This is a genomic window from Microbacterium sp. JZ101 (assembly GCF_053903175.1).
In genome coordinates this window covers 1,596,434-1,623,310 of record NZ_CP096400.1, presented here as the reverse complement: position 1 = coordinate 1,623,310, position 26,877 = coordinate 1,596,434, and the positions used below count along the sequence as shown (strand labels likewise).

27 protein-coding genes are annotated in these 26,877 nt (G+C 73.1%); 15 read left to right on the top strand and 12 right to left on the bottom strand.

The features are described 5' to 3' along the window. The first annotated feature begins 129 nt into the window (after positions 1-129). From M1D56_RS07520 to M1D56_RS07510, 3 genes are all read left to right on the top strand, one after another. A complete protein-coding gene (locus M1D56_RS07520) occupies positions 130-540 on the top strand; it encodes a DUF4383 domain-containing protein (RefSeq protein WP_456285132.1) in 411 nt (136 codons plus the stop codon). After that, positions 537-1,010 carry a hypothetical protein gene (locus M1D56_RS07515; RefSeq protein ID WP_456285131.1) on the top strand — a complete coding sequence of 158 codons (474 nt, stop codon included), beginning with the start codon at positions 537-539 and terminating at the stop codon, positions 1,008-1,010. The genes M1D56_RS07520 and M1D56_RS07515 overlap by 4 nt, the downstream gene beginning before the upstream one ends. Before the next feature lie 67 nt (positions 1,011-1,077). Further along, a complete protein-coding gene (locus M1D56_RS07510) occupies positions 1,078-2,112 on the top strand; it encodes a helix-turn-helix domain-containing protein (protein ID WP_456285130.1) in 1,035 nt (344 codons plus the stop codon). Between the two features lie 19 nt (positions 2,113-2,131). On the opposite strand, the gene dprA is transcribed toward M1D56_RS07510, so the two are convergent. The 7 genes from dprA to rplS form a co-directional block, all read right to left on the bottom strand. After that, positions 2,132-3,292 (bottom strand): DNA-processing protein DprA, encoded by a 1,161-nt coding sequence (gene dprA / locus M1D56_RS07505; RefSeq protein ID WP_456285129.1) that lies wholly within the window; start codon positions 3,290-3,292, stop codon positions 2,132-2,134. Further along, complete coding sequence (locus M1D56_RS07500) at positions 3,289-4,815, bottom strand: YifB family Mg chelatase-like AAA ATPase (RefSeq protein ID WP_456285128.1); 1,527 nt, start codon at positions 4,813-4,815, stop codon at positions 3,289-3,291. Before M1D56_RS07500 ends, dprA begins: the two co-directional genes overlap by 4 nt. After that, on the bottom strand, positions 4,812-5,174 hold the full coding sequence (locus tag M1D56_RS07495; protein ID WP_271171736.1) for a YraN family protein: 363 nt from the start codon (positions 5,172-5,174) through the stop codon (positions 4,812-4,814). The genes M1D56_RS07500 and M1D56_RS07495 overlap by 4 nt, the downstream gene beginning before the upstream one ends. Positions 5,175-5,282: 108 nt before the next feature. Next, positions 5,283-5,609, bottom strand: coding sequence for a DUF2469 family protein (locus tag M1D56_RS07490; protein WP_271171735.1), 327 nt, complete (start codon positions 5,607-5,609; stop codon positions 5,283-5,285). Between the two features lie 53 nt (positions 5,610-5,662). Further along, the gene (locus M1D56_RS07485) at positions 5,663-6,322 is read right to left on the bottom strand and encodes a ribonuclease HII (RefSeq protein ID WP_455969606.1); all 660 of its coding nucleotides are present in this window, start codon (positions 6,320-6,322) and stop codon (positions 5,663-5,665) included. After that, positions 6,319-7,086: a signal peptidase I gene (lepB, locus tag M1D56_RS07480; protein WP_271171733.1), complete on the bottom strand. Its 768-nt coding sequence runs from the start codon at positions 7,084-7,086 to the stop codon at positions 6,319-6,321. Before lepB ends, M1D56_RS07485 begins: the two co-directional genes overlap by 4 nt. Before the next feature lie 113 nt (positions 7,087-7,199). Further along, on the bottom strand, positions 7,200-7,550 hold the full coding sequence (gene rplS, locus M1D56_RS07475; protein ID WP_271171732.1) for a 50S ribosomal protein L19: 351 nt from the start codon (positions 7,548-7,550) through the stop codon (positions 7,200-7,202). A gap of 245 nt (positions 7,551-7,795) precedes the next feature. Between rplS and map the strand changes: the two genes are divergently transcribed. From map to M1D56_RS07435, 8 genes are all read left to right on the top strand, one after another. Further along, positions 7,796-8,569, top strand: coding sequence for a type I methionyl aminopeptidase (map, locus tag M1D56_RS07470; protein ID WP_271171731.1), 774 nt, complete (start codon positions 7,796-7,798; stop codon positions 8,567-8,569). 139 nt (positions 8,570-8,708) lie between these two features. After that, positions 8,709-11,288 carry a nitrite reductase large subunit NirB gene (gene nirB, locus M1D56_RS07465; RefSeq protein ID WP_456285127.1) on the top strand — a complete coding sequence of 860 codons (2,580 nt, stop codon included), beginning with the start codon at positions 8,709-8,711 and terminating at the stop codon, positions 11,286-11,288. After that, on the top strand, positions 11,285-11,695 hold the full coding sequence (gene nirD / locus M1D56_RS07460) for a nitrite reductase small subunit NirD (protein WP_271171729.1): 411 nt from the start codon (positions 11,285-11,287) through the stop codon (positions 11,693-11,695). Before nirB ends, nirD begins: the two co-directional genes overlap by 4 nt. Before the next feature lie 4 nt (positions 11,696-11,699). Beyond that, positions 11,700-12,935, top strand: a complete 1,236-nt coding sequence (gene cobA / locus M1D56_RS07455) for a uroporphyrinogen-III C-methyltransferase (RefSeq protein WP_271171728.1) — start codon at positions 11,700-11,702, stop codon at positions 12,933-12,935. Next, a complete protein-coding gene (locus M1D56_RS07450) occupies positions 12,932-14,062 on the top strand; it encodes a uroporphyrinogen-III synthase (protein ID WP_271171727.1) in 1,131 nt (376 codons plus the stop codon). Before cobA ends, M1D56_RS07450 begins: the two co-directional genes overlap by 4 nt. Beyond that, on the top strand, positions 14,059-14,763 hold the full coding sequence (locus M1D56_RS07445) for a sirohydrochlorin chelatase (protein ID WP_456285126.1): 705 nt from the start codon (positions 14,059-14,061) through the stop codon (positions 14,761-14,763). Before M1D56_RS07450 ends, M1D56_RS07445 begins: the two co-directional genes overlap by 4 nt. Continuing rightward, entirely contained in the window at positions 14,760-15,338 is a 579-nt protein-coding gene (gene mobA, locus M1D56_RS07440; RefSeq protein ID WP_456285125.1) for a molybdenum cofactor guanylyltransferase, read from the top strand. The genes M1D56_RS07445 and mobA overlap by 4 nt, the downstream gene beginning before the upstream one ends. Continuing rightward, positions 15,322-15,606, top strand: a complete 285-nt coding sequence (locus M1D56_RS07435; protein ID WP_456285124.1) for a DUF6457 domain-containing protein — start codon at positions 15,322-15,324, stop codon at positions 15,604-15,606. Before mobA ends, M1D56_RS07435 begins: the two co-directional genes overlap by 17 nt. A gap of 15 nt (positions 15,607-15,621) precedes the next feature. Here the strand turns inward: M1D56_RS07435 and trmD are convergent, their stop codons facing one another. Further along, positions 15,622-16,320 (bottom strand): tRNA (guanosine(37)-N1)-methyltransferase TrmD, encoded by a 699-nt coding sequence (trmD, locus tag M1D56_RS07430; protein WP_271171723.1) that lies wholly within the window; start codon positions 16,318-16,320, stop codon positions 15,622-15,624. Positions 16,321-16,505: 185 nt separating this feature from the next. Between trmD and M1D56_RS07425 the strand changes: the two genes are divergently transcribed. After that, the gene (locus tag M1D56_RS07425) at positions 16,506-17,909 is read left to right on the top strand and encodes an MFS transporter (RefSeq protein ID WP_271171722.1); all 1,404 of its coding nucleotides are present in this window, start codon (positions 16,506-16,508) and stop codon (positions 17,907-17,909) included. Between the two features lie 59 nt (positions 17,910-17,968). Here M1D56_RS07425 and M1D56_RS07420 read toward each other — a convergent pair whose 3' ends face one another. From M1D56_RS07420 to rpsP, 4 genes are all read right to left on the bottom strand, one after another. Continuing rightward, positions 17,969-22,006 (bottom strand): molybdopterin-dependent oxidoreductase, encoded by a 4,038-nt coding sequence (locus M1D56_RS07420; protein ID WP_456285123.1) that lies wholly within the window; start codon positions 22,004-22,006, stop codon positions 17,969-17,971. Positions 22,007-22,124: 118 nt separating this feature from the next. Continuing rightward, complete coding sequence (gene rimM, locus M1D56_RS07415) at positions 22,125-22,715, bottom strand: ribosome maturation factor RimM (protein WP_456285122.1); 591 nt, start codon at positions 22,713-22,715, stop codon at positions 22,125-22,127. Then, complete coding sequence (locus M1D56_RS07410; RefSeq protein ID WP_271171719.1) at positions 22,715-22,945, bottom strand: RNA-binding protein; 231 nt, start codon at positions 22,943-22,945, stop codon at positions 22,715-22,717. The genes rimM and M1D56_RS07410 overlap by 1 nt, the downstream gene beginning before the upstream one ends. A 5-nt stretch (positions 22,946-22,950) precedes the next feature. After that, the gene (gene rpsP, locus M1D56_RS07405; RefSeq protein WP_271171718.1) at positions 22,951-23,364 is read right to left on the bottom strand and encodes a 30S ribosomal protein S16; all 414 of its coding nucleotides are present in this window, start codon (positions 23,362-23,364) and stop codon (positions 22,951-22,953) included. A gap of 188 nt (positions 23,365-23,552) precedes the next feature. Here rpsP and M1D56_RS07400 point away from each other — a divergent pair, with 188 nt between their 5' ends. The 3 genes from M1D56_RS07400 to M1D56_RS07390 all read left to right on the top strand — a co-directional run bounded on the left by M1D56_RS07400 (position 23,553) and on the right by M1D56_RS07390 (position 26,871). Beyond that, positions 23,553-24,707, top strand: coding sequence for a glutamate--cysteine ligase (locus tag M1D56_RS07400; RefSeq protein ID WP_456285121.1), 1,155 nt, complete (start codon positions 23,553-23,555; stop codon positions 24,705-24,707). 83 nt (positions 24,708-24,790) lie between these two features. Then, the gene (locus M1D56_RS07395) at positions 24,791-25,825 is read left to right on the top strand and encodes an iron-siderophore ABC transporter substrate-binding protein (protein ID WP_282977618.1); all 1,035 of its coding nucleotides are present in this window, start codon (positions 24,791-24,793) and stop codon (positions 25,823-25,825) included. After that, a complete protein-coding gene (locus tag M1D56_RS07390) occupies positions 25,822-26,871 on the top strand; it encodes a FecCD family ABC transporter permease (protein ID WP_456285120.1) in 1,050 nt (349 codons plus the stop codon). Before M1D56_RS07395 ends, M1D56_RS07390 begins: the two co-directional genes overlap by 4 nt. Positions 26,872-26,877: the final 6 nt, after the last annotated feature.

The window sequence follows — 26,877 nt, the reverse complement described above, 5'->3', positions numbered from 1 at the left end:
CCTCCGATGGTGCCCCGGCCCGCGCGGGGACCGGGCGCGCCGCGCCGGTTCGCACGCTGCCCATCCGGATCGGCGGCGGCTCCGAAGAGAGATCGACACGGATGGACCGTGCCAGAACGGAGCAAGCTCATGCGCACCTCAGTCAATCGGATCGTCGCCACCGTCTTCGGAGCCGTGTACGTCCTCGTCGGGCTGCTCGGCTTCGCCGTGACGGGCGGCGTCGGATTCCTCGCCACGGAGGGCGGGCTGCTGCTCGGGATCTTCCAGGTGAATCCGCTCCACAACATCGCGCACCTCGCGATCGGCGCCGCGCTCGTCGCGGCCGGGATGGCGGGGGTCCGTGCGGCGAGGGCCGTGAACGCGACCGTCGGCGCCGCGTACCTCCTCCTCGGGATCGCGGGCTTCTTCCTCGTCGGCACGGCGCTGAACATCCTCGCGCTCAACACCGCAGACCACGTCCTGCACCTCGCGAGCGCTCTCGTGCTCCTCGCGGTGGGGCTCGGCGCCGAGCGGTCCGTGGGGCGGGAGTCGATCGCGTGACGTTCACCGGCACCTGGCCCGCCCTCGCCGCGTGCGGGGCGGGCCTGGCCCATCTCGCCGTCGCCGCGGGGTCCCCCTGGTGGCTGCTGGCTCTCCTGTGCGCCGCCGGAGTCGCCGAGCTGGGCTGGGGCGCAGCCGCCCTGCGTGCCGGGCGCATCGTCGCGTCGCGCGCGGCACTCGGCGGCTCGCTCGCCCTCGCCCTCCTGACGACGGCGATCGGCGTCGCGGGCGGGATGGGTCCCGCTCCGATGGCCGTCGCGATCGCGCTCCTGCTCGTCGTGGCGGCGGCCGCCGCGCGCGCCGTGCGCCGCAGGGCCTGCGCCGCGCCCGGCGGCACCGCGCGCGCCGTCCTCGGCATGCTCGTGGGCGCGACGCTCGTGGCCGCCGTCACGACGCCTGCCCTGTCGCTCACCGAGCCCGGGACGCACGCGGTGCCGCACGGCGAGATGCACGGCGGGCACGCGCACTGAGAGGGAGGAGCCGCTGTCGGGAGATCGGGGTTGCATCTCAAGCCGCTTGAGGCCTCAGGGTGAGGACATGAACACTTCCGAGAACGCTCTCTCCTCCATCGGCGAGGTGGCGCATCGCACCGGACTCAGCGTCAGCGCCATCCGCTACTACGACGACGAGGGACTCGTCGACGCGACCGACGCCACCGACGGAGGCCATCGCCTCTACGACGTGGACGCGATCGCGCGGCTCGAGCTCGTCCGCACGCTGCGCGACCTCGAGACCGGTCTGCCGCAGGTGCGCCGCGTGCTCGCCGGGACGAGCTCGCTGCGGGATGTGCTCGCCGAGCATCTCCACGTGATCGAGACGCGGGCCGCGGATCTGGACGCGAAGCGCGCCGTCCTCCGCGCGCTCGTGCGACAGGAGGGCACGGCGGAGCGCGCGAACCTCCTGCGCAGGCTCGTGACGATGCCCGATGCCGAGCGTCAGCGGCTCATCGACGACTTCCTCGACGAGGTCACCGCCGGCCTTCCGCAGGAGGCGTCCGAGCGCATCCGCGACGTGCGGCCGGTGCTGCCGCCCGACCCGGCCCCCGAGCAGCTCGACGCCTGGCTGAGCCTCGCGGAGCTCCTGCAGGACCATCGGTTCCGCGCGGCGATCCGCTCCTACCTGCACGCGACGTACGCGCAGTTCCCCGGTCCGGAGATGTCCTCGCCTCCCGTGCAGGACTTCATCCACTCGGCAGGCGCCGACCTGATGCGCCGGCTCACGGCCGCTCACCAGGCGGGTCTCGCGGCGGACGATCCCCACGTGGCCTCCCTCGCCGCACAGCTGGTCGACGAGCTCGCCGGGACGTTCGGCGTCGCGGCCGACGACGACGTCCGCGCACGGCTCGCCGAGCGCTATCGCACGGTCGACAGCCTCACCCTCGAGGCCCTTGAGGACGAGGAGTACCGCACGACCGAGGGCCGCTATCTCGAGCTGGTCGCGATCGTCAACGGCGGCCCGCACCCGGATGCCGCCCTTCTCGACGGCGCCCACCGCACGCGGGGTGACGGAGACGGCCCGAGTCTCGGAGAGCTCGGCCGCTGGCTGGCTGCGGCGATCGCCGGAGGGTCGTGAGCGCAGGAACCCTCGGATCTCAGGCGAGCACCCAGCCGCCGTCCGTCCGTCGCACCGCGCCGGCCAGCTCGAGCAGGCCGAGCGCGGCCTGCACGGCCTCCACGGCCATCCCGCTGCGCCGTGCGATCTCATCGACATCGCGTGGGGAGCGGGAGGCGAGCGCATCGCGGACGCGGACCTCCTCCGCGGATGGACCGCCCAGAGCGGTCGCGTCGTCGGCTCCCTCGCCGATCAGCTCGAGGACGTCGGCGGCCGACGTGACGCACTGCGCGTCGAACTCGCGCAGCAGGCGATGACAGCCGGCCGAGGTCGCACTCGTCACGGGTCCGGGCACGGCTCCGAGCGGTCGCCCGAGCGCCGCGGCGTGCCCTGCCGTGTTCAGCGTGCCGCTGCGCGCGCCGGCCTCGACGACGACCGTCGCGGCGCTCAGCGCGGCGATGCACCGATTCCGCTGGAGGAACCGCCACTTGGTCGGCGTCGCGCCCGGCGCCGTCTCGCTCACGATCGCGCCGACGCGCGCGATGTCGGCGAACAGGCGAGCGTGCCCGGCGGGATACACGCGGTCGGCGCCGCCGGCGACGACCGCGACCGTCAGCCCGCCGACGCCGAGCGTCGCGCGATGGGCAGCGCCGTCGATGCCGTACGCGGCGCCCGAGATCACGCCGATGCCGCGAGACGCGAGCTCGCCCGCGAGCTCGGCCGCGACGTGCTCCCCGTATGGCGTCGCCGCGCGTGCGCCCACGATCGCGACCGAGCGTGCGATGCGCGAGAGGCCCGTCACGTCGCCTCTCGTCCACAGAGCGAGCGGCGCGTGCGTGCCGAGGTCGGTCAGCTGCTCGGGCCACCCCGCGTCCTCCGGGGTCACGAGCACCAGCCCGGCGCGAGCGCCCTGCGCGAGGGCCTGCGCGACGTGCGCGGGGTCGAGCCGCGGCTGCCACCGCGACCGAGCGGCCGCGAGCGCCTGCGCGCCCAGCCCCAGCTCCGTGAGCGATCCGTCGTGCAGCCCCGCCTCGACCATCCGCAGAGCCTCATCCGGACCGTGCGCCGCGACGAGCGCGCCCGCGGTCCCGTCGCCCGGCTCGACGATGGCGGTCCACACCGCGCGCGCCAGACGGGCCGGATCCTCCCGGCTGTGCGGCGCGCCCGCTCGGCGCACGCGATCGTCGTCGAGCAGCGTCATGCCACAACCCCCTTCTTCAGGAACAGCGCCCTGCCCACATCCGCCGCGTCCGGTCGGTCCCTGCCGGCCAGATCGGCGACCGTCCAGGCGACCCGCAGCACGCGGTCGTAGCCCCTCAGGGTGATGAGCCCGCGCTGGAGCGCGGCGTCGAGCCCCCGCAGCGCCGCGGCGTCGGGCGCTCGCGGCCCGCGCCGCAGCCACGTCCCGGGGACCTCGGCGTTGATGCGCCAGGGCGTTCCCGACAGCCGCTCCCGCGCCCGATCCCGCGCCGCGAGCACGCGCTGCCGCCCCTCCTCCGATGACATGGCGTCTCCCGCGCGCGTCTGCGCGATGCTCGCGATCCGCTCGACGCGCAGATCGATGTCGATGCGGTCGAGCAGCGGAGCCGAGAGGCGCTGCGCGTACCGGCGGATGATGTGCGGAGAGCACGTGCACGACCCGCCGCGCACGCCGTACTCCCCGCACGGACAGGGATTCATCGCGAGGACGAGCTGGAAGCGCGCCGGGAAGCGCGCGGAGAACCCCGCGCGGTGGATGTCGATGCGCCCCTGCTCGAGCGGCTGGCGCAGCGCGTCGAGCGTCGACGACGACGCCTCGGTCGCCTCGTCGATGAACAGCACCCCGCGGCTCGCGCGCGCGATCGCACCCGGCCGCACGGTGCGCGACCCGCCGCCGATGAGCGCGGCGGTCGACGCCGAGTGGTGGGGCGCCTCGAACGGCGGCCGCCGGTCGAGGCGCACGACCCGCTCCCCCGCGAGCGATCGCAGCGATGCGGCCTCGAGGGCTGCCTCGTCGTCGAGCGGCGGGAGGATGCCGGGCAGACGGCGGGCGAGCATGGTCTTGCCCGCTCCCGGCGGGCCCGACATGAGCACGTGGTGACCGCCCGCCGCGGCCACGACGAGCGCCTCGACGGCGTCGCGCTGCCCCACGACGTCAGCGAGGTCGACGTCGTCCTCGTCGGCCTCGGGCGCCGGCGGGCCGGGGATCGGCGGGAGGTCCGGCACCTCCACCTCTGAGCCGTGCCACGCCGCGACCTGAGCGAGCGAGATCGCCCCGCGCACCTCGGCGCCCGCGACGAGCTCGGCCTCCTCCCGGTTCGCCCAGGGGACCACGACCCGGGTGCGGCCCGCGGCGACCGCGGCGCGCACGGCCGGCAGGATGCCCGGCACGGGCCGCAGGCGCCCGTCCAGCCCCAGCTCGCCGAGATGCACCACCTCGGCCGCCGATGACCGGCGCAGGCGGTCGTCGGTCGCGAGCGCGGTCACCGCGATCGCGAGATCGAACGCGGTCCCGTGCTTCGGGAGCCCCGCCGGTGACAGGTTCACGGTGAGGCGTCGGTACGGGAGCATGAGCCCGCTGTTCTCGCACGCGCTCGTGACCCGGCGCGCGGCCTCGCCGAGCGCGCGGTCGGCGAGGCCGATGATCCGGATCTCCGGCTGATGCGACGTGACGTCGGCCTCCACCTCGACGAGCTCGCCCGTGAGCCCGGTGAGCGCGACCGCCCACGTCCGCGCGACCGTCATCGGAGGTCCTCGAGATGCTCGAGGGCGCCCGTCCCGGGATCGGCGCCCACGATCGCGACCGCGTCGATCCGGAGGGATCGGCCGAGCAGCGCTCCGGGGTGCGCGCGCGTCCACGCCGCCGCGAGCCGCCACAGCCGACGCAGCTTGCGCCGGTCGACGGCCTCGAGCGGATGGCCGAAGGCCGTGCCCGTGCGCGTCTTGACCTCGACGACCGCGAGCCGTGTGCCGCGGCACGCGACGATGTCGATCTCCCCGTCAGCGCACCGCCAGTTGCGGTCGAGGATCTCGTACCCGATCGATGAGAGGTACTGCGCCGCGCGCTCCTCGCCCGCTCGACCGAGGTCGTCCTTCCGTGCCATGACGGCAGACTGCCTGGACGGACGACCGGATGCGGCGGCGGACGGCCGGCTGGGGAGACGGCGCGCCGCGGGGCGCGCCTGTGCAGACGGCGTCGCCGCGCGGGGATGCTACTTGCCGTCGAGCGAGAGCTCGTCGGGCAGCTCGAAGTCGCGGCGCGACAGCTCCTCGATGTTCACGTCCTTGAACGTGAGCACGCGCACCGACTTCACGAAGCGGTCCGAGCGGTAGATGTCCCAGACCCAGACGTCCTTCATCGTGATCTCGAAGTAGAAGTCGGTCTCGGTGTCGTGACGGACGACGTCGACCTCGTTCGCGAGGTAGAAGCGGCGCTCGGTCTCGATCACGAACTGGAACTGCGAGACCACGTCGCGGTACTCGCGGAACAGAGCCAGCTCGAGCTCGCGGTCGTAATCCTCGAAGACATCGTCATCCATGGTCCTCCCATCCTAGGCGTCCGGGATGCCGCGTCGCGCCGCTCGAAGGCGGCTCAGAACAGGGCGGGCGCGTCGGCGATCGCCCACGACCGGCGGTGGTGCGCACTCAGACCGTGCTCGCGGATCGCGGCACGGTGCGTCGCGCTCGCGTAGCCCTTGTTGCTGGCCCATTCGTAGACCGGGAGCTCATCGTGGAGTCCGGTCATGAGGCCGTCGCGCGCGACCTTCGCGATGACCGATGCCGCAGCGAGCGACGCGCAGTCGCGGTCGCCCTTGACCACCGTGCGGATGTCGAGCCCCGCGCCGCGCACGGGCGAGATGTAGTCGTGGTTGCCGTCGAGGAGCACGACCCCGGCCGCGGGCGCGTAGCCCTGCTCCTCGAGCGACGCGAGCGCGCGGACGGCCGCGAGGCCCAGGGCGCGGATGATCCCGATCTCGTCGACCTCCGCGGCCGTCGCCCAGCCGAGCGCGCTGGCCCTGACCCACGCGGCCGCGCGGTCGGCGACGTCCGCGCGGCGTCCGGCGGGGACGAGCTTCGAGTCGCGCAGCCCCTCGGGAACCGTACAGGCGACGGCCTCCGCGTCCACGACGGATGCCCCGATGGTCACGGGCCCGGCGAGGGCGCCGCGCCCGACCTCGTCGAGCGCGAAGACGAGCGGCGCCTCCGCGAGGAGCGCCCGCTCGTGCGCGATGGTCGGCGCGACGACGGTCATCCCGCTGCGCTCGCCTTCTCCTCCTCGGCCTCGTCCTCGCGGTCGGGGATGCCCCGGAACACCTCGTGATGCCCGTCGACCGTCCCGAAGCGGTCGAGCGGCCAGGTGAGGAGGAACACCCGGCCCACGACGTTGTCGATCGGCACGAACCCGCCGCCGGGCTGGTCCGTGTGGAAGCGCGCATCGCGCGAGTTGTCGCGGTTGTCGCCGAGCACCCACAGGGCACCCTCCGGCACGACGACGTCGAACGGGTCGTTCGAGGCCTGGGTGTCGCCCTCGGGCAGCTTGAGGTAGCCGAGCTCGTCGACCGGGACCCCGTTGACGGTGATCTGCCCCAGCGCGTTGCAGCACTCGACGTGATCGCCCGGCAGCCCGATGATGCGCTTCACGAGGTGGTCGTCCGAATCGCCGGCCGACAGCCCCACGAGGGTCAGGAGCCCGTCGACGGCCTCCATGAACGGCGACTGCTCGGGCGCCTTCGGCTGCGGATCGAGCCAGCCGCCCGGATCCTCGAACACGACGATGTCCCCGCGCTCGTAGCCCGTCCACAGCGGCGTGAGCTCGTCCACGAGGATGCGGTCGTCGATCTGGAGCGTGTCCTCCATCGACGCCGACGGGATGAAGAACGACCGGACGATGAACGTCTTGATGAGGAACGACACCACCAGCGCGACCACCACGATGACGGCGATGTCGCGCAGGAACATCAGGATGCCCCGTCCGCGCTGCTCCGGCTGCTCGGCGGTCGTGGTGTCGCTCGTCATGGGGTCCTTCGCGTCCGCGCCGCCGAGGTGACGGGGGCGTTCCTCCAGAATCTCACATGAACGCAGACACCCCGTGCCGCGGGGCACGGGGTGTCTGCTCGGATCGCGTGAGATCAGGCGTTCTCGCGCTTCTCCTTGATCTTCGCCTTCTTGCCGCGCAGCTCGCGCAGGTAGTACAGCTTCGCGCGACGCACGTCACCGCGCGTGACGACCTCGATGTGGTCGATGACCGGCGAGTGCACGGGGAACGTGCGCTCCACGCCGACCTGGAAGCTGATCTTGCGGACCGTGAAGGTCTCGCGCACGCCCGAGCCCTGGCGGCGGATGACGACGCCCTGGAACACCTGGATGCGCGAGCGGCTGCCCTCGACGATGTTCACGTGCACCTTGACGGTGTCGCCGGGGCCGAACGCGGGGACGTCGGAGCGGAGCGAAGCCGCATCGACGGCGTCGAGAATGTGCATGACGGTTCTCTTCCTGCGGCCGCCTCAGGTCGACCGCCTTCGAAAATGGGGTATCGCACGTGCATGTGGGATCCCGTGGACCCTCGGCTCCCCTGCGGCAGAGCGCGAAACGGCCCGCGCCGACGGGCGCGGTCGTCACAGCACGACATCCCATTGTCTCACACCAGGACCCGCGCCACGATCCGCGGGTGCCGCCCCTCGCCGCGCATCGGGGAGAATGGAGGTTCGAGCGAGAGGACACACCCATGATCGAACTGCGCACCCCGGCCGAGATCGAGCAGATGCGGCCGGCTGGCCGGTTCGTCGCGGAGACCCTCGCGACGCTCCGCGAGGAGACGAAGGTCGGCACGAACCTCCTCGCGATCGACCGTCGCGCGCACGAGCTCATCCGCCGGGCAGGGGCCGAGTCGTGCTACATCGACTACCACCCGTCGTTCGGCGCGAGCCCGTTCGGCAAGGTCATCTGCACGTCGATCAACGACGCGGTCCTCCACGGGCTCCCGCACGACTACGCGCTGCGCGACGGCGACCTCGTCACGCTCGACTTCGCGGTCTCGATCGACGGCTGGGTCGCCGACTCCGCTGTCTCGTTCGTCGTCGGCACCCCGCGCGACGAGGACCTCGCCCTCATCGACACGACCGAGCGCGCGCTCGACGCCGCGATCGCCGCCGCGACGGTGGGCAATCGCGTGGGCGACATCTCCGCGGCCATCTCGCAGATCGCGCGTGCCGACGGCCTCTCGATCAACACCGACTTCGGCGGCCACGGCGTGGGCCGCATCATGCACGGCGACCCGCACATCCCGAACGACGGCCGCCCCGGGCGCGGATTCCCGCTCAAGCCGGGTCTCGTCATCGCGATCGAGCCGTGGTTCCTGCAGAGCACCGACGAGCTCGTCACCGACCCGGATGGCTGGACGCTGCGCAGCGCGGACGGCTCGCGCGGCGCGCACAGCGAGCACACCATCGCGATCACGGAGGACGGCCCGATCGTCCTGACGGACCGCTCGCACCTCTGACGCCGTCCTCACATCCGCCGCTCAGGCGGTTGTGAGCGAAACGTTCGCTCGGGGAAACCCCCGGCCGCGCAGACGGGAAACACCGCGCTCCTACGTTCGTGTCACGACCTCGAAGTGACCCTCGAACGCAGGAGCCGCCATGACCGCCGTGGACCCCCTCCCCTCTCGCATCGTCGTCGTCGGCGCCGGGATGGTGGCGCATCGCTTCGTCGAGAGCCTCCTCAGCCGCACGACGGCCCCCTGGCACGTGACCGTGCTCGGCGAGGAGCGCCGGCTGCCCTACGACCGGGTCGGCCTCACGTCGTTCTTCTCGGGAGCCACCCCCGACGACCTGACCCTCGACCCCGGCGTCTTCGACGACGATCGGGTCGAGCTCCTCCCCGGAGAGCCGGTCATCCGCATCAACCGCGCGGAGCGCACCGTCACGACCGCCGCGCGCCGCGACATCCCCTATGACACGCTCGTCCTCGCGACGGGCTCCTACGCCGCGAAGGTCGCCGTCGACGGCTCCGACCTCCCCGGCTGCTTCGTCTACCGGACGATCGACGACGTGCAGCGCATGCGCGACTTCGTCGCCGCGCGGTCGGCGCAGCTGGGCAGGCCGCTCGTCGGCAAGGTGATCGGCGGCGGGCTCCTCGGGCTCGAGGCGGCAGGAGCGCTCCAGGGTCTCGACGTCGCCTGCACGGTCGTGCAGTCGTCCGACCGCCTCATGTCGGCCCAGCTCGATCTCGCCGGCGGCAACGCGCTGCGGCGCCTCATCGAGGCGCGCGGGATCGAGGTGCTGACCCAGGCCCGCACGACCCGCCTCGACCCCGACCGCTCGGGCAACGTCGCGGGGCTCGAGTTCCAGGACGGCTCCTACGTCGGCGCCGACATCGTCGTGTTCACGGTGGGCGTCCGCCCGCGCGACGAGCTCGCCCGTGCCGCCGGGCTCCCCGCGGACCCACGCGGCGGGGTCGTCATCGACGACCGCTGCCGCACGGCCGACCCGTCGATCCTCGCGATCGGCGAGGTCGCGAGCTTCGACGGCCAGTGCATCGGCCTCGTCGCACCCGGGTACGCCATGGCCGAGGTCGCGGCGACGCAGCTGCTGGGCGGCGACGCGACCTTCCCCGGCTTCGACGACTCCACCAAGCTCAAGCTCTCGGGCGTCGACGTCGCGAGCTTCGGCGACGCGTTCGCGCGCACGCCGGGCGCTCTCGACGTCAGCTACGCCGACCCGGTGGCCGGCGTGTACAAGAAGCTCGTGCTGTCGGACGACGCCAAGACCCTGCTCGGCGGCATCCTCGTCGGCGACGCGTCGGCATACGGCTCGCTGCGCCCGCTTCTGGGCAGCGCGCTGGGCGCCGACCCCGTCGCCTACCTCATGCCCGAGGGCGGAGTCGAGGCTCCCGGCGGCGACCTCCCTGACGAGGCGATCATCTGCTCGTGCTCGAGCGTCACGGCGGGGCGCATCCGCTCGGCCGTGCACGACGACGGCTGCACCGACGCTGGCGAGGTGAAGGCGTGCACGAAGGCGGGGGCCACGTGCGGCTCGTGTCTCACCACGGTGAAGAAGATCGTCGGCCAGGAGCTCGCGAAGATGGGACAGACCGTCTCGAACGCGCTCTGTGAGCACTTCGACATGTCCCGGCGGCAGCTCTTCGACGCCGTCCGCGTCTCGGGTCTCGACACGTTCTCCGCCGTCATCGAGCGCTTCGGGCGGGGGCGCGGCTGCGACATCTGCAAGCCCGCTCTCGCGAGCATCCTGTCCGTCCTCGTCGGCCGCCACGTGCTCGACGGCGAGAACGCGACGCTGCAGGACACGAACGACCACGTCATGGCCAACATGCAGAAGGACGGCACCTACTCGGTCGTCCCGCGGATGCCCGGCGGCGAGGTCACGCCGGAGGGCCTCATCGCGGTCGGAGAGATCGCGCGCGACTTCGGCCTGTACACGAAGATCACGGGCGGGCAGCGCGTGGACATGTTCGGCGCGCGGCTCGAGCAGCTGCCCGCCATCTGGGCACGGCTGATCGACGCCGGGTTCGAGTCGGGCCACGCCTACGGCAAGTCGCTGCGCACGGTGAAGTCGTGCGTCGGATCGACCTGGTGCCGGTACGGCGTCCTCGACTCGGTCGGCATGGCGGTGCAGCTCGAGCTGCGCTACCGCGGCCTGCGCGCCCCGCACAAGCTCAAGCTCGGCGTCTCGGGATGCGCGCGCGAGTGCGCAGAGGCCCGCGGCAAGGACGTCGGCGTGATCGCGACCGAGACGGGATGGAACATGTACGTGGGCGGCAACGGCGGCTTCACCCCGCGCCACGCGCAGCTCCTCGCCGAGGGCCTCAGCGACGCCGAGCTGCTCACGGCCATCGACCGCTTCTTCATGTACTACATCCGCACGGCCGACCGCCTGCAGCGCACGGCGCCGTGGTTCGAGGAGCTCGAGGGCGGCATCGAGGGCCTCAGGGAGGTCATCTTCGAGGACAGCCTCGGCATCTGCGCCGACCTCGACGCGGCGATGGCGGCGCACATCGACAACTACGAGGACGAGTGGGCGGCCACGCTCCGCGACCCCGAGAAGCTCAAGCGCTTCCAGTCCTTCGTGAACGCCCCCGACACCCCCGATCCCTCGATCGCGTTCGTGCCGGAACGCGGTCAGATCCGCCCCGCCAGCCCCGAGGAGCGCGCCGCCGGCGGCGTCCTCATCGCCGGCACGACCCTGGAGGTGCGTCGATGACGCTCACGCAGACCGATCCCGCGACGGCCCCCGTCGCCCGCTCCTGGGTGCGCGTGTGCGCCGTCTCCGACCTCGAGGTCGAGCGCGGCCGCGCCGCGCTCATCGGCGACACGCAGATCGCCCTGTTCCTCCTGCCCGGCGGCGCCATCCACGCCGTGTCGAACCTGGACCCGTACAGCGACGCGCACGTCATGTCTCGCGGTATCGTCGGCACAAGGCGTTTCGTCGAGACCGGACAGGACGTCGAGTCGGGGCAGGACACCCCCACCGTCGCGTCCCCGATGTACAAGCAGGTGTTCGACCTCCGGACGGGGGCGTGCCTCGACACGCAGGGCAAGGATCCCCGCTCGCTGCGGGTCTGGCCCGTGTCGCAGCAGGGCGACGACGTCTACATCCGATGGGAGTGAGCCGATGACCACGATGCTCGGCGTCTCGCTGTCCGGTCGCGATGTGCTCCTCGTCGGCGGCGGCGCGGTCACGGCGCGGCGGCTCCAGCGCTTCCTCGACGACGGCGCCCTCCCGCGTGTCGTCGCCCCCGACCTCTCGCCCGCGGTCCGCGACCTCGTGGAGGCTCACGGCGTGCCCTGGGCGCCGCGGCGGTTCCGCCGCGAGGACCTCGACGGAGCGTGGCTCGTGCACACGGCGACGGGCGACCTGCAGGTCGACCTGCGCGTGGCCGCGCTCTGCGAGGCGCAGCGCGTCCTGTGCGTCAACGCATCGGATGGCGCGCACGGCACCGCGCGGATCGCCGCCGACACGCGCTCGGGCGACGTGGTCGTCGGCGTGATGTCCGACGCCGGGGTCGACCCGGGTCGCGCGGCGCGCCTCCGCGACGCGATCGAGCGGCTCCTCGTCTCGGGACGCCTCCCGCTGCGCCGACGCCGCGGCGGCGCGGCCGGCCGCGTCGACCTCGTCGGAGGGGGCCCGGGCCCCGTCGACCTCATGACCGTGCGGGCGCGGCGGCTCCTCGCCGAGGCCGACGTCGTCGTCGCCGACCGGCTCGGCCCGGCGGATGCGCTGCTGCCCGAGCTCGACCCCGACGTGCTCGTCATCGATGTGGGGAAGCGCCCCGGCCACCATCCCGTGCCGCAGGACGAGATCAACCGGCTCCTCGTGGCGCATGCGCAGGCCGGGCGCCGCGTGGTCCGGCTGAAGGGCGGCGACCCCTTCGTCTTCGGCCGCGGCGGTGAGGAGCTCGCCGCCTGCCTCGCGGCCGGCGTGCCGGTCGAGGTGGTCCCCGGGCCGACGAGCGCCGTCTCCGTGCCGCAGGCGGCGGGCATCCCGGTCACGCACCGCGGAACCGCCGCGTCCGTGCACATCGTGAACGGCCAGGGCGAGATCGCCGACACGACGCTCGCCGCGCTCTCCGATGCCGCTGTCACGACGGTCTTCCTCATGGGCGTCGCGGCGCTCCCGCGCATCGTCGCGGCGGCGCTCGCGCACGGCGTGCCGGAGGACCGCCCGGTGGCGATCGTCGAGAGCGGGCACACCCCGCAGCAGCGCACGACACGCACGACCCTTGCCGCCGCGGTCGCCGATGCACGCGCCGCGGGGGTCCGCAACCCGGCCGTGATCGTCATCGGAGACGTCGCGCGCGCATCCCTCCTCCTCCCCGAACCCGAGCTGGCAGGTGACACCACCACGTGACCGCACGTCCTCCCCTCTCCGCAGCCCTCGACGGCTGCACCGTCGTCATCGCCGTCGACCGTCGCGCGGGCGAGCTCGCCGCCGCGCTCGAGCGCCACGGAGCGCAGGTGCGCCAGGCGCCCGCGGTGACGATCGTCTCCCACATCGACGACGAGGCGCTCGTCGACGCGACGCGCGCGCTCATCGCCAACCCGCCCGACATCGTCGTCGCCACGACCGGAGTCGGCTTCCGCGGCTGGATGGAGGCCGCCTTCGAGGCGGATCTCGCCGACGAGCTCGCGGCCGCCCTCTCACGCGCGCAGATCGTCGCGCGCGGCCCGAAGGCGCGCGGCGCGGTCCAGCAGGCGGGCTTCACCGCGGACTGGGTCGCGGAGTCCGAGACGTCCGCGGAGCTCGGCGAGTACCTCGTGACGCAGGGCGTCGAGGGGCGCAGGATCGCCGTGCAGCACCATGGATCGGGCGCCGACGGCCTCGACGAGCTGTTCGAGAGCCACGGCGCCGACGTCGTGAGCCTCACCGTGTACCGATGGGGCCCGCCGCCCGACCCCCAGGTCGTGCTGCGGTCGGTCATCCAGGCCGGCGACGGCGAGGTCGACGCCGTGCTCTTCACGTCCGCGCCGGGCGCGGCCGAGTGGGTCGCCGCGGCCTCCGCGGCGCACGCGCTCGAGGACATCCGCGACCGCGCAGCCCAGGGCCGGCTCCTCCTCGCCGCCGTGGGACCGATCACGGCCGGCCCCCTGCAGGACGCGCGACTCCACCCCGTCGTCGCCGAGCGGGGTCGGCTCGGCTCCCTCGTGCGCACGGTCGTCGCCTACTTCGGCGCGGGCGGTGCCCCGCACGCGCAGACGAGCGCCGGCCGCTTCGAGCTGCGCAGCGGCGGCGCCGTGATCGAGGGGCGCTTCGTGCCGCTCTCGCGCACGGGCATCGACGTGCTCGACATGCTGTTCCGCGCGCGCGGCGCGGTCGTCACGCGCGCCGAGCTGCAGCACGCCCTCCCGCGCTCGAGCCAGAACTCGCATGCGGTCGAGATGGCCGTGGCGCGCCTGCGCGAGGCGCTCGGGGTGCCGGATGTCATCAAGACGGTGGTCAAGCGCGGCTATCGTCTCAACGTGGAGGACCAGGAATGACGACGCTCATCGCGTGCTCGCACGGCACCCGCTTCGAGGAGGGCCGCGAGGCCGTGCGGGCGCTCGTCGACGAGGTGCGCACGCTCCTGCCGGATGTGCGCGTCGAGCAGGCGTTCGTCGACGTCGAGGAGCCCGAGGTCGGCGACGTCGTCGCCCGGGTGGCAGCCGACGGGCCCGCCGTCGTCGTCCCGCTCCTCCTCTCGACCGGGTTCCACACCGAGGTCGACATCGCGCGCGCCGTGGCGCCGTTCCCGCACGTGGTCAAGGCCCCGGCGCTCGGGCCCCACGACCTGCTCGCGCTCGTCCTCGAGGCCCGACTCGACGAGGCCGACGCGCCAGAGGCCGGCCGACGCGACGGCGATCACGTCGTGCTCGCGGCGGCGGGATCGACCAACCCGGCTTCGGTCGCCGATGTCGAGGCGGTCGCCGCGCGCCTGCGTCGCGTGCTGCCCGTCCCCGTGACGATCGGGTACGCGGCGGGGGCCGATCCGCGCATCCCCGACGCCGTCGAGGCCGCCCGCGCGGCCGGTGCAACGCGCGTCATCGCGGCGAGCTACGTCCTCGCGCCCGGCTTCTTCGCGAACCTCGTGCGCCAGGCCGGCGCCGACGTCGTGACCGCGCCGCTCGGCGCGGACCGCCGCGTCGCGGCCATCGTGGCGGAGCGGTACCGCGACGCGCTCGCGCTCCTGCCCGCGGCATGACCGCGGCCATCCTCCTCGCGGGCGGGCGGGCGTCCCGGCTCGGCGGCGTCGACAAGCCCCTGCTCGACGTCGATGGGCGCTCCCTCCTCGCCCGCGCGCTCGACGCCGCCGCGGGCTGCGCCCCGGTCGTCGTCGTGGGCCCTCCGCGTCCGGGAGTCGAGGGCGTCCTCTGGGTGCGCGAGGAGCCGGAGTACGGCGGCCCCGTCGCCGCGGTGGCCGCCGCGCTGCCGCATGTCGACGCCGAGAGCGTGCTCGTGCTCGCCACCGACCTCCCTCGCGTCGAGGAGGCGGTCCGAGTGCTCGACGACGCGGCGGCGCTCCTGCCCCCGGGCGACGGCGTGTGCCTCGCCGACGAGAGCGGGCGTCCGCAGTGGCTCGTGGGCCGCTACCGCACGCGCGCGCTGCGCGAGCGCGCCAAGCGCATTCCCGTCGCCGGTGCGTCGTTCCGCGAGCTCATCGCCGAGCTCTCGATCTCGGTCGTCCGCGCGCATGAGGGAGTGGTCGCCGACGTCGACACCTGGCAGGATCTGGAGCGGGCACGCGGCGAAGGGCGGCACCATGACCGAGACCACTGACCGGACCCTCCCTCCGGAGGCACTCGACACCTGGGTCGACGCCGTGTGCGAGCGGCTCGAGCTGCCGCGCGAGGAGGTCTCGATCGCGCTCGTCCTCGACCTCGCGCGCGATGTGGCCCACGACGTCGCGCGGCCGGCCGCGCCCGTGAGCGCCTTCCTCGCGGGCCTCGCGGCAGGACGGCGCGGCGGATCCGCCGACGAGGCGGAGGCTGCCGTGCGCCTCGTCGCGGCTCTCGCCGCGCAGTGGCGCGACGGCGCGGCTCGGTAGGGCCGCCTCGCGGCGCTACTCGCCCGCGCGGAGCTCGTCCGGCAGGAGGTCGGGGCGGACGCGGCGCGTCCGCTCGATGCTCTGCTCCCTGCGCCAGGCGTCGACCGCACCGTGGTTCCCGCTCAGCAGCACGGGCGGCACCTCGAGGCCGCGCCAGACGGCGGGCTTCGTGTAGATCGGGTACTCGAGCAGCCCGATCTCGTGCGACTCCTCCACGAGGCTCTCCGGGTTGCCGACGACCCCCGGCACGAGCCGCGCGACGGCCTCGATCATCGCCATCGCGGCGACCTCGCCCCCGTTGAGGACGTAGTCGCCGAGGCTCACGAGCCGCACGCGACCGCGCTCGGCGTAGTGGTCGATGACCCGCTGGTCGATCCCCTCGTAGCGCCCGCACGCGAAGACGAGCTGGCGCTCGTCGGCGAGCTCGCGCGCGACGGCCTGCGTGAACCGCTCCCCCGCGGGCGACGGGACGATGAGCACCGCGTCGTCGCCGAGCACGTCGTCGAGCATCTCGCCCCACGGCTCGGGCTTCATGACCATGCCGGCCCCGCCGCCGTACGGCGTGTCGTCGACCGTGCGGTGCCGGTCGTGCGTCGCATCGCGCAGATCGTGGACGCGCAGGTCGAGCAGCCCGCGATCGCGCGCCTTGCCGATGAGGGAGACGTCGAGCACATCGAAGAACGCCGGGAAGATCGTGACGATGTCGATGCGCATCCCCCCAGTCTAGGAGCGCCGGAGCCGTGTTTCCGGCATGTCACACGACGGTCATCGCGGCCGGGCGCGGCGCGTGACGGGACGGTGATGCGTCCGTCACCGCCTCCCCCGCACGCGGAAACATGCGCCCCCTAGCGTCGGAGGCGCATCCCTTTCCGCTGTCGGACCTCTCATCAGGAGACGCCATGGCCACGCCAACGAGCACCACCCCCGAGAGCACCACCCTCCCCTCATCCGCCTCGTCTCTCGTCGTCCGCCCCGGCCGCTGGGTCGACGGCTGGGACGCCGAGGATCCGGCGTTCTGGCAGAGCACCGGCCGGCGCATCGCGCGGCGCAACCTCGGATGGTCGATCTTCGCCGAGTTCCTCGGCTTCATCGTCTGGCAGCTCTGGAGCATCGTCGTCGTGATGCTGCCGAGCGCCGGGTTCGCGCTCGCGAGCGGCGAGCAGTTCTGGCTCATCTCCCTGCCGAGCCTCGTCGGCGCGACGCTGCGCTTCCCGTACACCTTCGCGGTCGCGCGCTTCGGCGGCCGCAACTGGACGATCGTGTCGGCGGGGCTCCTGCTCGTCCCGACGATCCTGCTCGGGATCGTCGTCCAGAACCCGGACACCCCGTTCGGCGTGCTGCTCCTCGTCGCCGCGCTCGCGGGCGTCGGCGGCGGCAACTTCGCGAGCTCGATGGCGAACATCACCTACTTCTTCCCCCAGCGGGAGAAGGGCTGGGCGCTCGGCCTGAACGCCGCGGGCGGAAACATCGGCACGTCGGTCGCGCAGCTGCTCGTCCCGATCGTCGTGACGCTCGGCGCGGCCGGCACGCTGAACATCCAGCTCGCCGGATGGATGTGGGTTCCGCTCATCCTCGTCGCGATGTGGGGCGCATGGCGCTTCATGGACAACCTCTCGACGGCGAAGGCCGACGTCGCGGGCGCGGCCGCCGCGCTCCGCGAGCCGCACCTGTGGCTCATGGCCCTGCTCTACATCGGCACGTTCGGCTCGTTCATCGGCTTCGCGAGCGTGTTCCCCAAGCTCATCGCCGATCAGTTCCCCGCGTTCTCGACCTTCCAGGTCGGCTCGGCGTCGCTCACGCTCGCCTTCCTCGGAGCGCTCGTCGGATCGGTCGCCCGCCCGTACGGCGGCCGGCTCGCCGACCGCATCGGCGGCGCGCGGATGACCATCGCCGCGTTCGCGCTCATGATCGCCGCCACGCTCGCGCTCATCCTCACCCTCCCCCTCGGGAGCTTCTGGATCTTCCTCGCGTGCTTCCTCGTGCTGTTCCTCGCGACGGGCATCGGCAACGGCGCGACGTACCGGATGATCCCGAGCATCTTCGCCGCGCGCGGCGCGGCCACGGCCGGAGAGGCGCACTCGGTCGGCACCCAGCGCAAGGCCTCGGCGGCGCTCGGGCTCATCTCGGCGATCGGCGCCTACGGCGGCTTCGTCATCCCTCAGGTGCTTAACGCCTCGCAGGCCGCGACGGGCGGCTACACGCTCGCCTTCTGGGGCTTCATCGCCCTCTATGCCGCGCTGCTCGCGATCACGGCGCTCGTGTACGCCGTGCCGCGCGCGTCGCTCGCGCGTCACCGCATCTGAGCTCCGCGCGGATACGACGATGGCCCGGTCTCGTGACCGGGCCATCGTCGTATCCGCGCTCAGTAGACGTCGCGCACGTACCGGCGGTCGGCCGTCAGCTCCTTCTTGAACTGCAGGGCGTCGTCCTCGTCCAGGCCACCGTGCACCCGCGCGATCTCCAGCAGCGCGTGGTCGACGTCCTTGGCCATCCGCTCGGCGTCGCCGCAGACGAAGACGCTCGCGCCCTCCTGGAGCCAGCGCCACAGCTCGGCGCCGTGCTCGCGCATGCGGTCCTGCACGTAGATCTTCTGACGCTGATCGCGCGAGAACGCGGTGTCGAGCCGGGTGAGGAAGCCGTCCTCGTGCATGCCGACGAGCTCGTCGCGGTAGTAGAAGTCCGTCGCCTCGTGCTGCTCGCCGAAGAACAGCCAGTTGCGCCCCGTGTGCCCGTCGGCGCGTCGGTCGTGGAGGAAGCCCCGGAAGGGCGCGATGCCCGTGCCAGGGCCGATCATGATCATGGGAGCGGCGGGATCGGCCGGGGGCCGGAAGTGGGCCGAGCGCTGCAGGTAGATCGGCACGGCGCCCTCCTGCGCCCGGTCGGCGAGGAAGGTCGAGCACACGCCGCCGCGCGCGCGGTCGTCGTCCGTGCGGAAGCGGACCACCGACACCGTCAGCTCGACGCGGCCGTGCCCCTCCTTCGGGCTCGACGAGATCGAGTACTGCCGCGGCGCGAGCCGCCCGAGCACCTCGACCCACTCCTCGGGAGCGGCCGTCACAGGGAACTCCCGCAGCAGGTCGGCCGCGTGCATGCCCCACAGGTGCTGCTCGAGGCGGTGCCGGCTGTCGCGGCGCAGGAGCGCGGCGAGCGTCGTGTCGCGATTGCGCTCGGACACGAAGGCGAGGAGGTCCGGCCCGATCCGGGTGATGTCGAACCGCGTGCGGAGCACGTGCTCGAAGAGCTGGTCCTGCCCGTCGACGTGCACCACGGCCGCCGGGTCGAGTCCGGCGGCGTCGAGCCAGTCGGCGACGACCTCGGGGGCGTTGTCGCACACCACGCCGAGCGCGTCGCCGGCCTCGTACGAGACGCCCGCCTCGGCGAGGTCGAACCCGATGCGCCGGACCTCCTTCTGCGAGCCGTCTCCGCTCAGCAGGACGTTGAGCGCGAGGGGCGCGCCGAGCGGGTTGCGTCGCGTGAACGGCGCCGCGGGAGCGGGTGCGGGCGCAGCGGGTGCCGCCGCCGGCGGCGCCTCGGCTCCCGCGATCGCGGAGAGCGCCCGCTCGAGCCACTGCGCCGCGGGGAGATCGTCGAACGGCTCGCAGTCCACGCGCTCGACGAGCGCGACCGCGCCCAGCTCGCGCAGGCGCTGGTCGATGCTGCGCCCGTGCCCGCAGAAGTCGTCGTAGGTCGAGTCGCCCATCGCGAGCACGGCGTACGGCAGGCCGTCCAGCCGGGGCGCGTCCTCTCCGCGCAGCTCATCCCAGAAGGCGGAGCCGTTGTCCGGCGGCCCCCCGGTGCCGAAGGTCGAGGTCACGACGAGGAGGCGCTCGACATCGGCCAGGTCCGCGGCGCGGAACGCGTCCATCCCGACGAGCCGCCCGCGCATGCCGCGCTCGGCGACGGCCGCGACGCACGCGTGCGCGAACTCCTCGGCGTTGCCCGTCTGCGACGCCCACAGCACGGTCACCTCGGGTCCCGTCGGCTCGGCGCGCGCCGCCGGGACGCGCGAGTAGACGCCCGCGAGCACCCCGTCGAACCATGCGCGCACGTCGTCGGAGAGCGGAGCCGTCGCGGGCAGCACCGGCACGAGCCCGGCCGGCGGCGGGGTCGAGGCCAGCCCCGAGAGGAAGCCGGCGAGGTAGACCTGCTCGGCGGGCGCTGGCTCGGGCGCCGCGACCGCGAAGGCCGGCAGGCCCGGCGCCGCGGTCGCCTCCGGCGCCGCGGGAGCGGCGGACGCGGCAGGCGCGATCCGGCGCACCGAGACCGCGGCGATCTTGAACTCGGGCTGGCGGGAGTCGGCGTCGACCGCGTCGCTCGTCACGGCGTTCACGGTGCGGTCCTCGCCGTGCTCGTCGTTCCAGTGGAACGGCGCGAACAGGCCGCCGGGGCGCACGCGGTCGGTGACGACGGCGGGCGCGACGAATCGCCCGCGCCGCGACGCGACCTCGAGCTCGTCGCCGTCGCCGATCCCGAGCCCCTCGGCATCCGCGGGGTGGATCTCCACGAACGGGCCCGGATTCAGCCGGTTCAGCTTCGCGATCCGCCCGGTCTTCGTCATCGTGTGCCACTGGTGCTGGAGGCGTCCGGTGTTGAGCACGAAGGGGAACGCGTCGTCGGGCATCTCGGCGGGCGCGACATGCGGCCGCGGCAGGAACTGCGCGCGCCGCGACGGCGTCGGGAACGCCAGACGCGGCGTGGTGCCGTCGGACGCCGTGTGCGGGCGCTGGCTCACGCCGTCGTTCAGGTAGCGGATCGGATGGCGTTCGGCGGCGTCCTCGGGAGGGCACGGCCACTGCACGGGGCCGCCCCGGAGCCGCACGTAGTCGATGCCGCGAACGTCCCACCCCGTCTGCGGGTTCCAGAACCGCCGGATCTCGTCGAAGACCTCTTCCGCCGACGCGAACGCGAACCCGCGCTCGTACCCCATCGCTCGTGCGACGTCGCAGATCGTCTGCCAGTCGGGCCGGGCATCGCCCGGCGCGTCCGCGACCGCCTGGACGAGCGTCAGCGTCCGGTCGGAGTTCACCGTCACGCCCTCCGACTCGACCCACAGCGTCGCAGGCAGGAGGATGTCGGCGTACGCGGCGGTCGCGGTCTGCGCGAACACGTCCTGCACGATCACGAGCTCGGCGGTCTCGAGCGCGCGGATGACCGTGTCGCGGTTCGCGACGGATGCGACCGGATTCGTGCAGATGATCCACGCGGCCTTGATCCGGCCATCCGCCATGTCGCGGTACATGTCGATCGTGCCCGTGCCCGACTCCGCGCGGATCGCGCCCGCCTCGAGCCCCCAGATCCCCTCGGCGAACGCCCGGTCCTCTGCGCTGAAGACCGCACGCTGTCCGGGGAGACCCGGTCCCATGTAGCCCATCTCGCGCCCGCCCATGGCGTTCGGCTGGCCCGTGAGGGAGAACGGGCCGCTGCCGGGACGGCAGATCGCGCCCGTGGCGAGGTGGAGGTTGCAGATGGCGTTCGTGCTCCACGTGCCGTGCGTCGACTGGTTGAGCCCCATCGTCCAGAGCGTCATCCACTCGCCCGCCTCCGCGATCCACCGGGCGGCGGTGCGGATGTCCTCCTCGGCGAGGCCCGTGATGCGCGCCACCGCGTCGGGCGGGTAGTCGGCCAGGAGGGGCGCCATCGCGTCCCATCCCTCGGTGTGCTCGGCGATGAACCGCTCGTCGATCGCGCCCTCCGCGACGAGCAGGTGCAGCAGGCCGTTGAGCAGGGCCAGGTCGGTCCCCGGCGCGATCTGGAGGAACAGGTCGGCCCGGTCGGCGGTGGCCGTGCGGCGCGGGTCGACGACGATGAGGCGCGCGCCCGCCTTCAGGCGGTCGGCCATCCGGAGGAAGAGGATCGGATGGCAGTCGGCCGTGTTCGATCCGATCACGAGGAAGAGGTCGGCGCGGTCGATGTCCTCGTACGAGCCGGGAGGGCCGTCCGCGCCGAGGGACTGCTTGTAGCCGGTCCCGGCAGAGGCCATGCACAGCCGCGAGTTCGACTCGATGTGGATCCCGCGGATCCATCCCTTGACGAGCTTGTTGGAGAGGTACTGCGCCTCCATCGACATCTGGCCCGAGACGTAGACCGCGACCGCGTCGGGGCCGTGCTCGTCGATGATCGCGCGCAGGCGTCGTCCCGCCTCCTCGATCGCGGTGTCCCGTGGCACGGGCACCGCGTCGGCGCCGCGCGAGGGCCGCAGCAGGGCCGTCGTCATGCGCCCGGGCGCCGCCATCAGCTCGGCGTGCGTGGCGCCCTTCGTGCAGAGGCGGCCGCGGTTCGTCGGGTGCGCGCGGTCGCCCGACACGGTCGCGACCGCCGCGCGGCCCGACGCGTCGGGTCGCGTCTCGACGACGATGCCGCAGCCCACGCCGCAGTAGGAGCAGACGGTGCGTGAGGGCATGCACCGATGATGCGCGAGGGAGGTTCCGCTCCCTTTCCCGCGCCGTTTCCCCGTCGTGACGTTCGCCGCACGGGCGGCGCAGGCCGATTGTGAGGCGCCGCGCGCGGCGCGCCTCAGGTCACTCCGACGCGGGCGCGCTCTCCGTCGAGGCGTCGTCGTCGGCGAGGTCCTCGAAGAGCCCCGCGGGTGGCGTGATCGCGATGCGCCCCGCGGCGATGTCGACCTCGGGGACGATGGCCGAGACGAACGGGACCATCACCTCGCGCTCGCCGGACTTCACGATGAGGAGATCCTGTGCGGGGAGGTGGTCGACGCGCGCCACGCGGCCGACCGAGACGCCGTCGCGGACGACGTCGAGGCCCACGAGCTGGTGGTCGTACCACGCGTCCGGCTCGGGCTGCTCGGCGTCGTCGTCCTGGTCGATCCAGAGGATGGCGCGGACGAGGCTCTCCGCCTCGTCGCGGTCGTCGACGCCCTCGAAGAACACGACGGGGGCGGAGTTCATCCAGCGGAACTCGCGGACCATGACGGAGCGGCCGTGCCACTTCGACTGCTCGGGCACCTGGAGGGCGAACGAGGCTCCCGGGACGAATCGTCCGTCGGGGTCGTCGGTGTACAGCTCGAGCTTGAGGGCGCCCTTGAGGCCGTGGGCCTTGAGGATGCGCCCGACGCGCAGCTGGTTCTTCGCGGAGCCGGACCGGTCGGCCATCAGTCGTCCGCCACGTCGACGCGCACGCGCCGTCCGTCGGCGAGCGCCGAGATCACGGTGCGAAGAGCCTTGGCCGTGCGGCCGCCGCGCCCGATGACGCGCCCCCGGTCATCCGCGTGGACGTGCACTTCCAGCACATCCCCCCGCGGCGAAGACGAGGCGACGATCCTCACGTCGTCCGGGTGATCCACGATCCCCTTGACGACGTGCTCGAGCGCGGCAGCCAGCACGACGACTACTCTGCCGACTCGGCGTCGGCCTCGGCGGCGGGAGCCTCGGCGGGCTCCTCCGCCTTCTTCGGCGCCTGCGGCTTGACGACCGACTTCTTCGACGAGTCGGGCGCGTACGCGGCCTTCTCCTCGGCGGTCTTCAGCGTGCTCTTGGCGTCCTTGTCGCCCTTGAACGTGCCCCAGTCGCCCGTGATCTTGAGGATGGCGCGGACCTGCTCGGTGGGCTGAGCGCCCACGGAGAGCCAGTACTGCGCACGCTCCGAGTCGACCTCGATGAACGAGGGCTCCTCGGTCGGGTGGTACTTGCCGATCTCCTCGATCACGCGACCATCGCGCTTGGTGCGCGAGTCGGCGACGACGATGCGGTAGTAGGGCGCACGGATCTTGCCCAGGCGCTTGAGACGGATCTTGACAGCCACGATTCTCCTGTGTGGTGAAGAGGGATCGAACGTCGCCCTGCGCGTGGGGTGCACGCCGGCGGAAGCTCTGAGGGTGGTCCGGCTGCTGGATAGAGGGTCGAGCAGCTGGTCCGACCCTCCATTCTGCCAGATGACGCACCGAGGCGCGAACCATCCGCCACGCGAGTCGTCTGTGCGAGGCTGAGCGCATGACGCTGCCCTTCGCCCGCTCCGCCCGCTCGTCCGTGGGCGTCGAGTGGGAACTCATGCTCGCCGATCGCGACAGCGGCGAGCTCGTCGGGCGCGGGCCTGAGATCGTCGACGCGCTCGCCGCGGCGACCGAGCGCGAGCGCTTCACGGTCACCGGCGAGCTCCTGACCAACACGGTCGAGGTGACCAGCGGCGTGGGCACGACGGTCGCCGAGGCCCTCGACGACATCTCCGCCGCCGTCGACGTCGTCCGCGCCCACGCCGACCCGCTCGGCGTGGCGCTGCTGTCGGCGGGGAGCCATCCGTTCGCGCAGTGGTACGACCAGACCGTCACCGACAAGACGCGATATCACTCCCTCATCGAGCGCACGCAGTGGTGGGGGCGCAACATGATGATCTGGGGCGTGCACGTGCACGTCGGCGTGGAGGACGTCGCCAAGGTCATGCCGATCGTCGGCGCGCTCACGACGTTCCTCCCGCATTTCCAGGCCCTCTCCGCGTCGAGCCCGTTCTGGGCGGGCGAGCGCACGGGGTACGCCTCGAACCGCGCCCTCGTCTTCCAGCAGCTGCCGACCGCGGGGCTCCCCTGGCAGCTGGACGCGTGGTCGGACTTCGAGGGGTACGTCGACGACATGACGCGAGCGGGGGTCATGGCCGACGAGACCGAGGTCCGCTGGGACATCCGCCCGGCGCCGCGCTGGGGCACGGTCGAGGTGAGGGTGTGCGATGGGATGTCGACGGCCGCCGAGCTCGCCGCGGTCGCCGCCTTCACCCAGACGCTCGTGGAGGCCTTCTCGCGCGCACTCGACTCCGGGCGGACCCCTCTCGTCCTGCAGCCCTGGTACGTGCGCGAGAACAAGTGGCGGGCCGCGCGGTACGGACTCGACGCCGATGTCGTCGTGGATCGGTCGGGCGCGCAGCGGCCGGTGCGGGACCATCTCGCGGAGGCGCTCGATGATCTGCTCCCCATCGCGGAGCAGCTCGGATGCGCGGCCGAGCTCGCGGGCATCGGCGACATGCTCGAGGGCGGAGCGAGCTACGCACGGCAGGCCGCGGTCGCCGATGCGACGGGCGGAGACCTGCGCGCCGTCGTCGCGCACCTCATGGCGGAGTTCGCGCAGGGGCGCGCGCTCCCTCCCACCCCGCGGGGGTGATGCACGGGCGGCGGGTGCATTAGGGTAGCCTAAGCTCAGTACCCGACGCCCGAGGCTCCGGCCTCACGATGAAAGGCACCCCTGTGCGTTCCACACGTGCTGTCGCGCTCGCCGCGACCCTCACCGCCGCCGCCGCCCTGACGGCCTGCGCCTCCTCCTCAGCGACCACCGACCCCGACGCGGACGCGGGTTCGCCGGCCGAGGGCTCCTTCCCGGTCGAGATCGAGCACGCGCTCGGCACGACGACGATCGAGAGCGCGCCCGAGCGCGTCGCCGCGATCGGATGGGGCAACCACGACGCGGCCCTCGCCCTCGGCGTGGCCCCTGTGGGCGCCGACGACCAGACCTGGTCGTTCGACCAGAGCGACGGGCTCGGCCTCTACGAGTGGTCGCTCGACGCGTACGAGGAGCTCGGCGCCGACGAGCCGGTGATCTTCGACACGTCCGCCGGCATCGACTTCGAGGCGATCGCCGACACCGCGCCCGACGTGATCCTGGCCGCTCACTCCGGGATCACCGAGGACGACTACGCGACGCTCAGCGAGATCGCGCCGGTCGTCGCGTACCCGGACGTGCCCTGGTACACGCCGTGGCGCGAGACGATCCGCCTCGACGGCGCGGCCCTCGGGCTCGCCGACGAGGCCGAGGCCCTCATCGCCGACATCGACGAGCAGATCGCCGAGGCGACCGCGGACGCGGGCTTCGAGGGCAAGACGGCCGCATTCCTGTCGCTCAGCGCGGCCGACCTCTCAACCGGCTCCGTGTACGCCGCGGGCGACACGCGCGCCGCGTTCCTCGGCGACCTCGGCTTCGACACGCCGACCATCGTCGAGGAGGCCGGAGCCGACGGGTCGTTCTACGCCGACTTCAGCGCCGAGAACGTCGACCGCCTCTCCGACGTCGACGTGATCGTCGCGTACGGCGGCGACGACCTCCTCCCGGCCCTCCAGGCCGACCCGCTGTGGAGCACGATCCCCGCGGTCCAGAACGGCGCGGTCGTCGCCGTCGGCATGGGCGACGCCCTCTCCAGCGCGGTCTCGCCGACCGCCCTGTCCATCCCGTGGATGCTCGACGAGTACGTCGGGCTGCTGAGCGACGCGGCGGCGAAGGCCGAGTGACGCTCGCGGAGCACCGCACCGCCTCCGTCTCGAAGCCGGAGGCGGTGCGGCGCGTCGCCCTCGTCATCGGCGGCGTCCTCGCGATCGCCGTCGCCGCCGTCCTCTCGCTCGCGTTCGGCTCGCGGACGGTCGCCCTTCCGGAGATCCTCGAGGGCCTCGCGGCCTGGACGCGGGGGGAGGTCGCGCAGCAGCTCGGCGCGATCGCCGTGCAGGAGCGCATCCCCCGGACCGTGCTCGCGCTCGCCGCGGGGGCCGCTCTCGCGCTCTCCGGCGCTCTCATGCAGGCGGTCACGCGCAATCCCATCGCGGATCCGGGCATCCTCGGCGTCAACACCGGTGCCTCGCTGTTCGTGGTGTGCGGCATCGCCTTCCTCGGCATCTCGTCGACCTGGGCGTACCTCGGCCTCGCCCTCGCGGGTGCGAGCCTGGCCGCGGCGTTCGTCTACGTGATCGGCTCGATCGGCCCCGGCGGCGCGACGCCCATCAAGCTCGCGCTCGCCGGCGCGGCGACGACCGCCGCGCTGTCCTCGCTCGTGAGCGCCGTGCTGCTGCCGCGCGCGCAGGCGATGAACGAGTTCCGCTTCTGGCAGGTCGGCGGCGTGGGCGGCGCGAGCTGGGACACGATGGCCGTGATCGTGCCGCTGCTGACCGCGGCCGCGCTCGTCGCTCTCCTCGCCTCGCCCGCACTCAACGCGCTCGCCCTCGGCGACGACGTGGCGGTCGGGCTCGGCGTCCGCGTCGGGCGCACCCGGGCCATCGCCGCCGCGGCCGGCGTCGTCCTGTGCGCGGGCGTCACGGCCATCGCAGGGCCCATCGCCTTCGTGGGCCTCATGGTGCCGCACGTCGTGCGTCTCCTGTCGGGCCCCGACCAGCGGTGGCTTCTCCCCCTCTCCGCCGTCGGCGGCGCCGTCCTCCTCACCCTCGCCGACACGATCGGCCGCGTGATCGGCTCGCCGGGCGAGGTCGAGGCCGGCATCGTCACCGCCTTCCTCGGCGCCCCCGTCCTCGTCCTCATCGCGCGGCGCACGCGCATGAAGGCCCTCTGACCGAAA

Bases quoted from the DNA above. Each gene is read 5' to 3' on its own strand.
- cobA (WP_271171728.1), top strand. From the start codon at position 11,700: ATGACCACGATGCTCGGCGTCTCGCTGTCCGGTCGCGATGTGCTCCTC.
- nirB (WP_456285127.1), top strand. From the start codon at position 8,709: ATGACCGCCGTGGACCCCCTCCCCTCTCGCATCGTCGTCGTCGGCGCC.
- lepB (WP_271171733.1), bottom strand. From the start codon at position 7,086: ATGACGAGCGACACCACGACCGCCGAGCAGCCGGAGCAGCGCGGACGG.
- M1D56_RS07520 (WP_456285132.1), top strand. From the start codon at position 130: ATGCGCACCTCAGTCAATCGGATCGTCGCCACCGTCTTCGGAGCCGTG.
- M1D56_RS07400 (WP_456285121.1), top strand. From the start codon at position 23,553: ATGACGCTGCCCTTCGCCCGCTCCGCCCGCTCGTCCGTGGGCGTCGAG.
- map (WP_271171731.1), top strand. From the start codon at position 7,796: ATGATCGAACTGCGCACCCCGGCCGAGATCGAGCAGATGCGGCCGGCT.
- mobA (WP_456285125.1), top strand. From the start codon at position 14,760: ATGACCGCGGCCATCCTCCTCGCGGGCGGGCGGGCGTCCCGGCTCGGC.
- dprA (WP_456285129.1), bottom strand. From the start codon at position 3,292: ATGACGCTGCTCGACGACGATCGCGTGCGCCGAGCGGGCGCGCCGCAC.
- rplS (WP_271171732.1), bottom strand. From the start codon at position 7,550: ATGCACATTCTCGACGCCGTCGATGCGGCTTCGCTCCGCTCCGACGTC.
- M1D56_RS07485 (WP_455969606.1), bottom strand. From the start codon at position 6,322: ATGACCGTCGTCGCGCCGACCATCGCGCACGAGCGGGCGCTCCTCGCG.
- trmD (WP_271171723.1), bottom strand. From the start codon at position 16,320: ATGCGCATCGACATCGTCACGATCTTCCCGGCGTTCTTCGATGTGCTC.
- M1D56_RS07420 (WP_456285123.1), bottom strand. From the start codon at position 22,006: ATGCCCTCACGCACCGTCTGCTCCTACTGCGGCGTGGGCTGCGGCATC.
- M1D56_RS07445 (WP_456285126.1), top strand. From the start codon at position 14,059: ATGACGACGCTCATCGCGTGCTCGCACGGCACCCGCTTCGAGGAGGGC.
- M1D56_RS07495 (WP_271171736.1), bottom strand. From the start codon at position 5,174: ATGGCACGGAAGGACGACCTCGGTCGAGCGGGCGAGGAGCGCGCGGCG.
- M1D56_RS07425 (WP_271171722.1), top strand. From the start codon at position 16,506: ATGGCCACGCCAACGAGCACCACCCCCGAGAGCACCACCCTCCCCTCA.
- nirD (WP_271171729.1), top strand. From the start codon at position 11,285: ATGACGCTCACGCAGACCGATCCCGCGACGGCCCCCGTCGCCCGCTCC.
- rimM (WP_456285122.1), bottom strand. From the start codon at position 22,715: ATGGCCGACCGGTCCGGCTCCGCGAAGAACCAGCTGCGCGTCGGGCGC.
- M1D56_RS07490 (WP_271171735.1), bottom strand. From the start codon at position 5,609: ATGGATGACGATGTCTTCGAGGATTACGACCGCGAGCTCGAGCTGGCT.
- M1D56_RS07435 (WP_456285124.1), top strand. From the start codon at position 15,322: ATGACCGAGACCACTGACCGGACCCTCCCTCCGGAGGCACTCGACACC.
- M1D56_RS07510 (WP_456285130.1), top strand. From the start codon at position 1,078: ATGAACACTTCCGAGAACGCTCTCTCCTCCATCGGCGAGGTGGCGCAT.
- M1D56_RS07500 (WP_456285128.1), bottom strand. From the start codon at position 4,815: ATGACGGTCGCGCGGACGTGGGCGGTCGCGCTCACCGGGCTCACGGGC.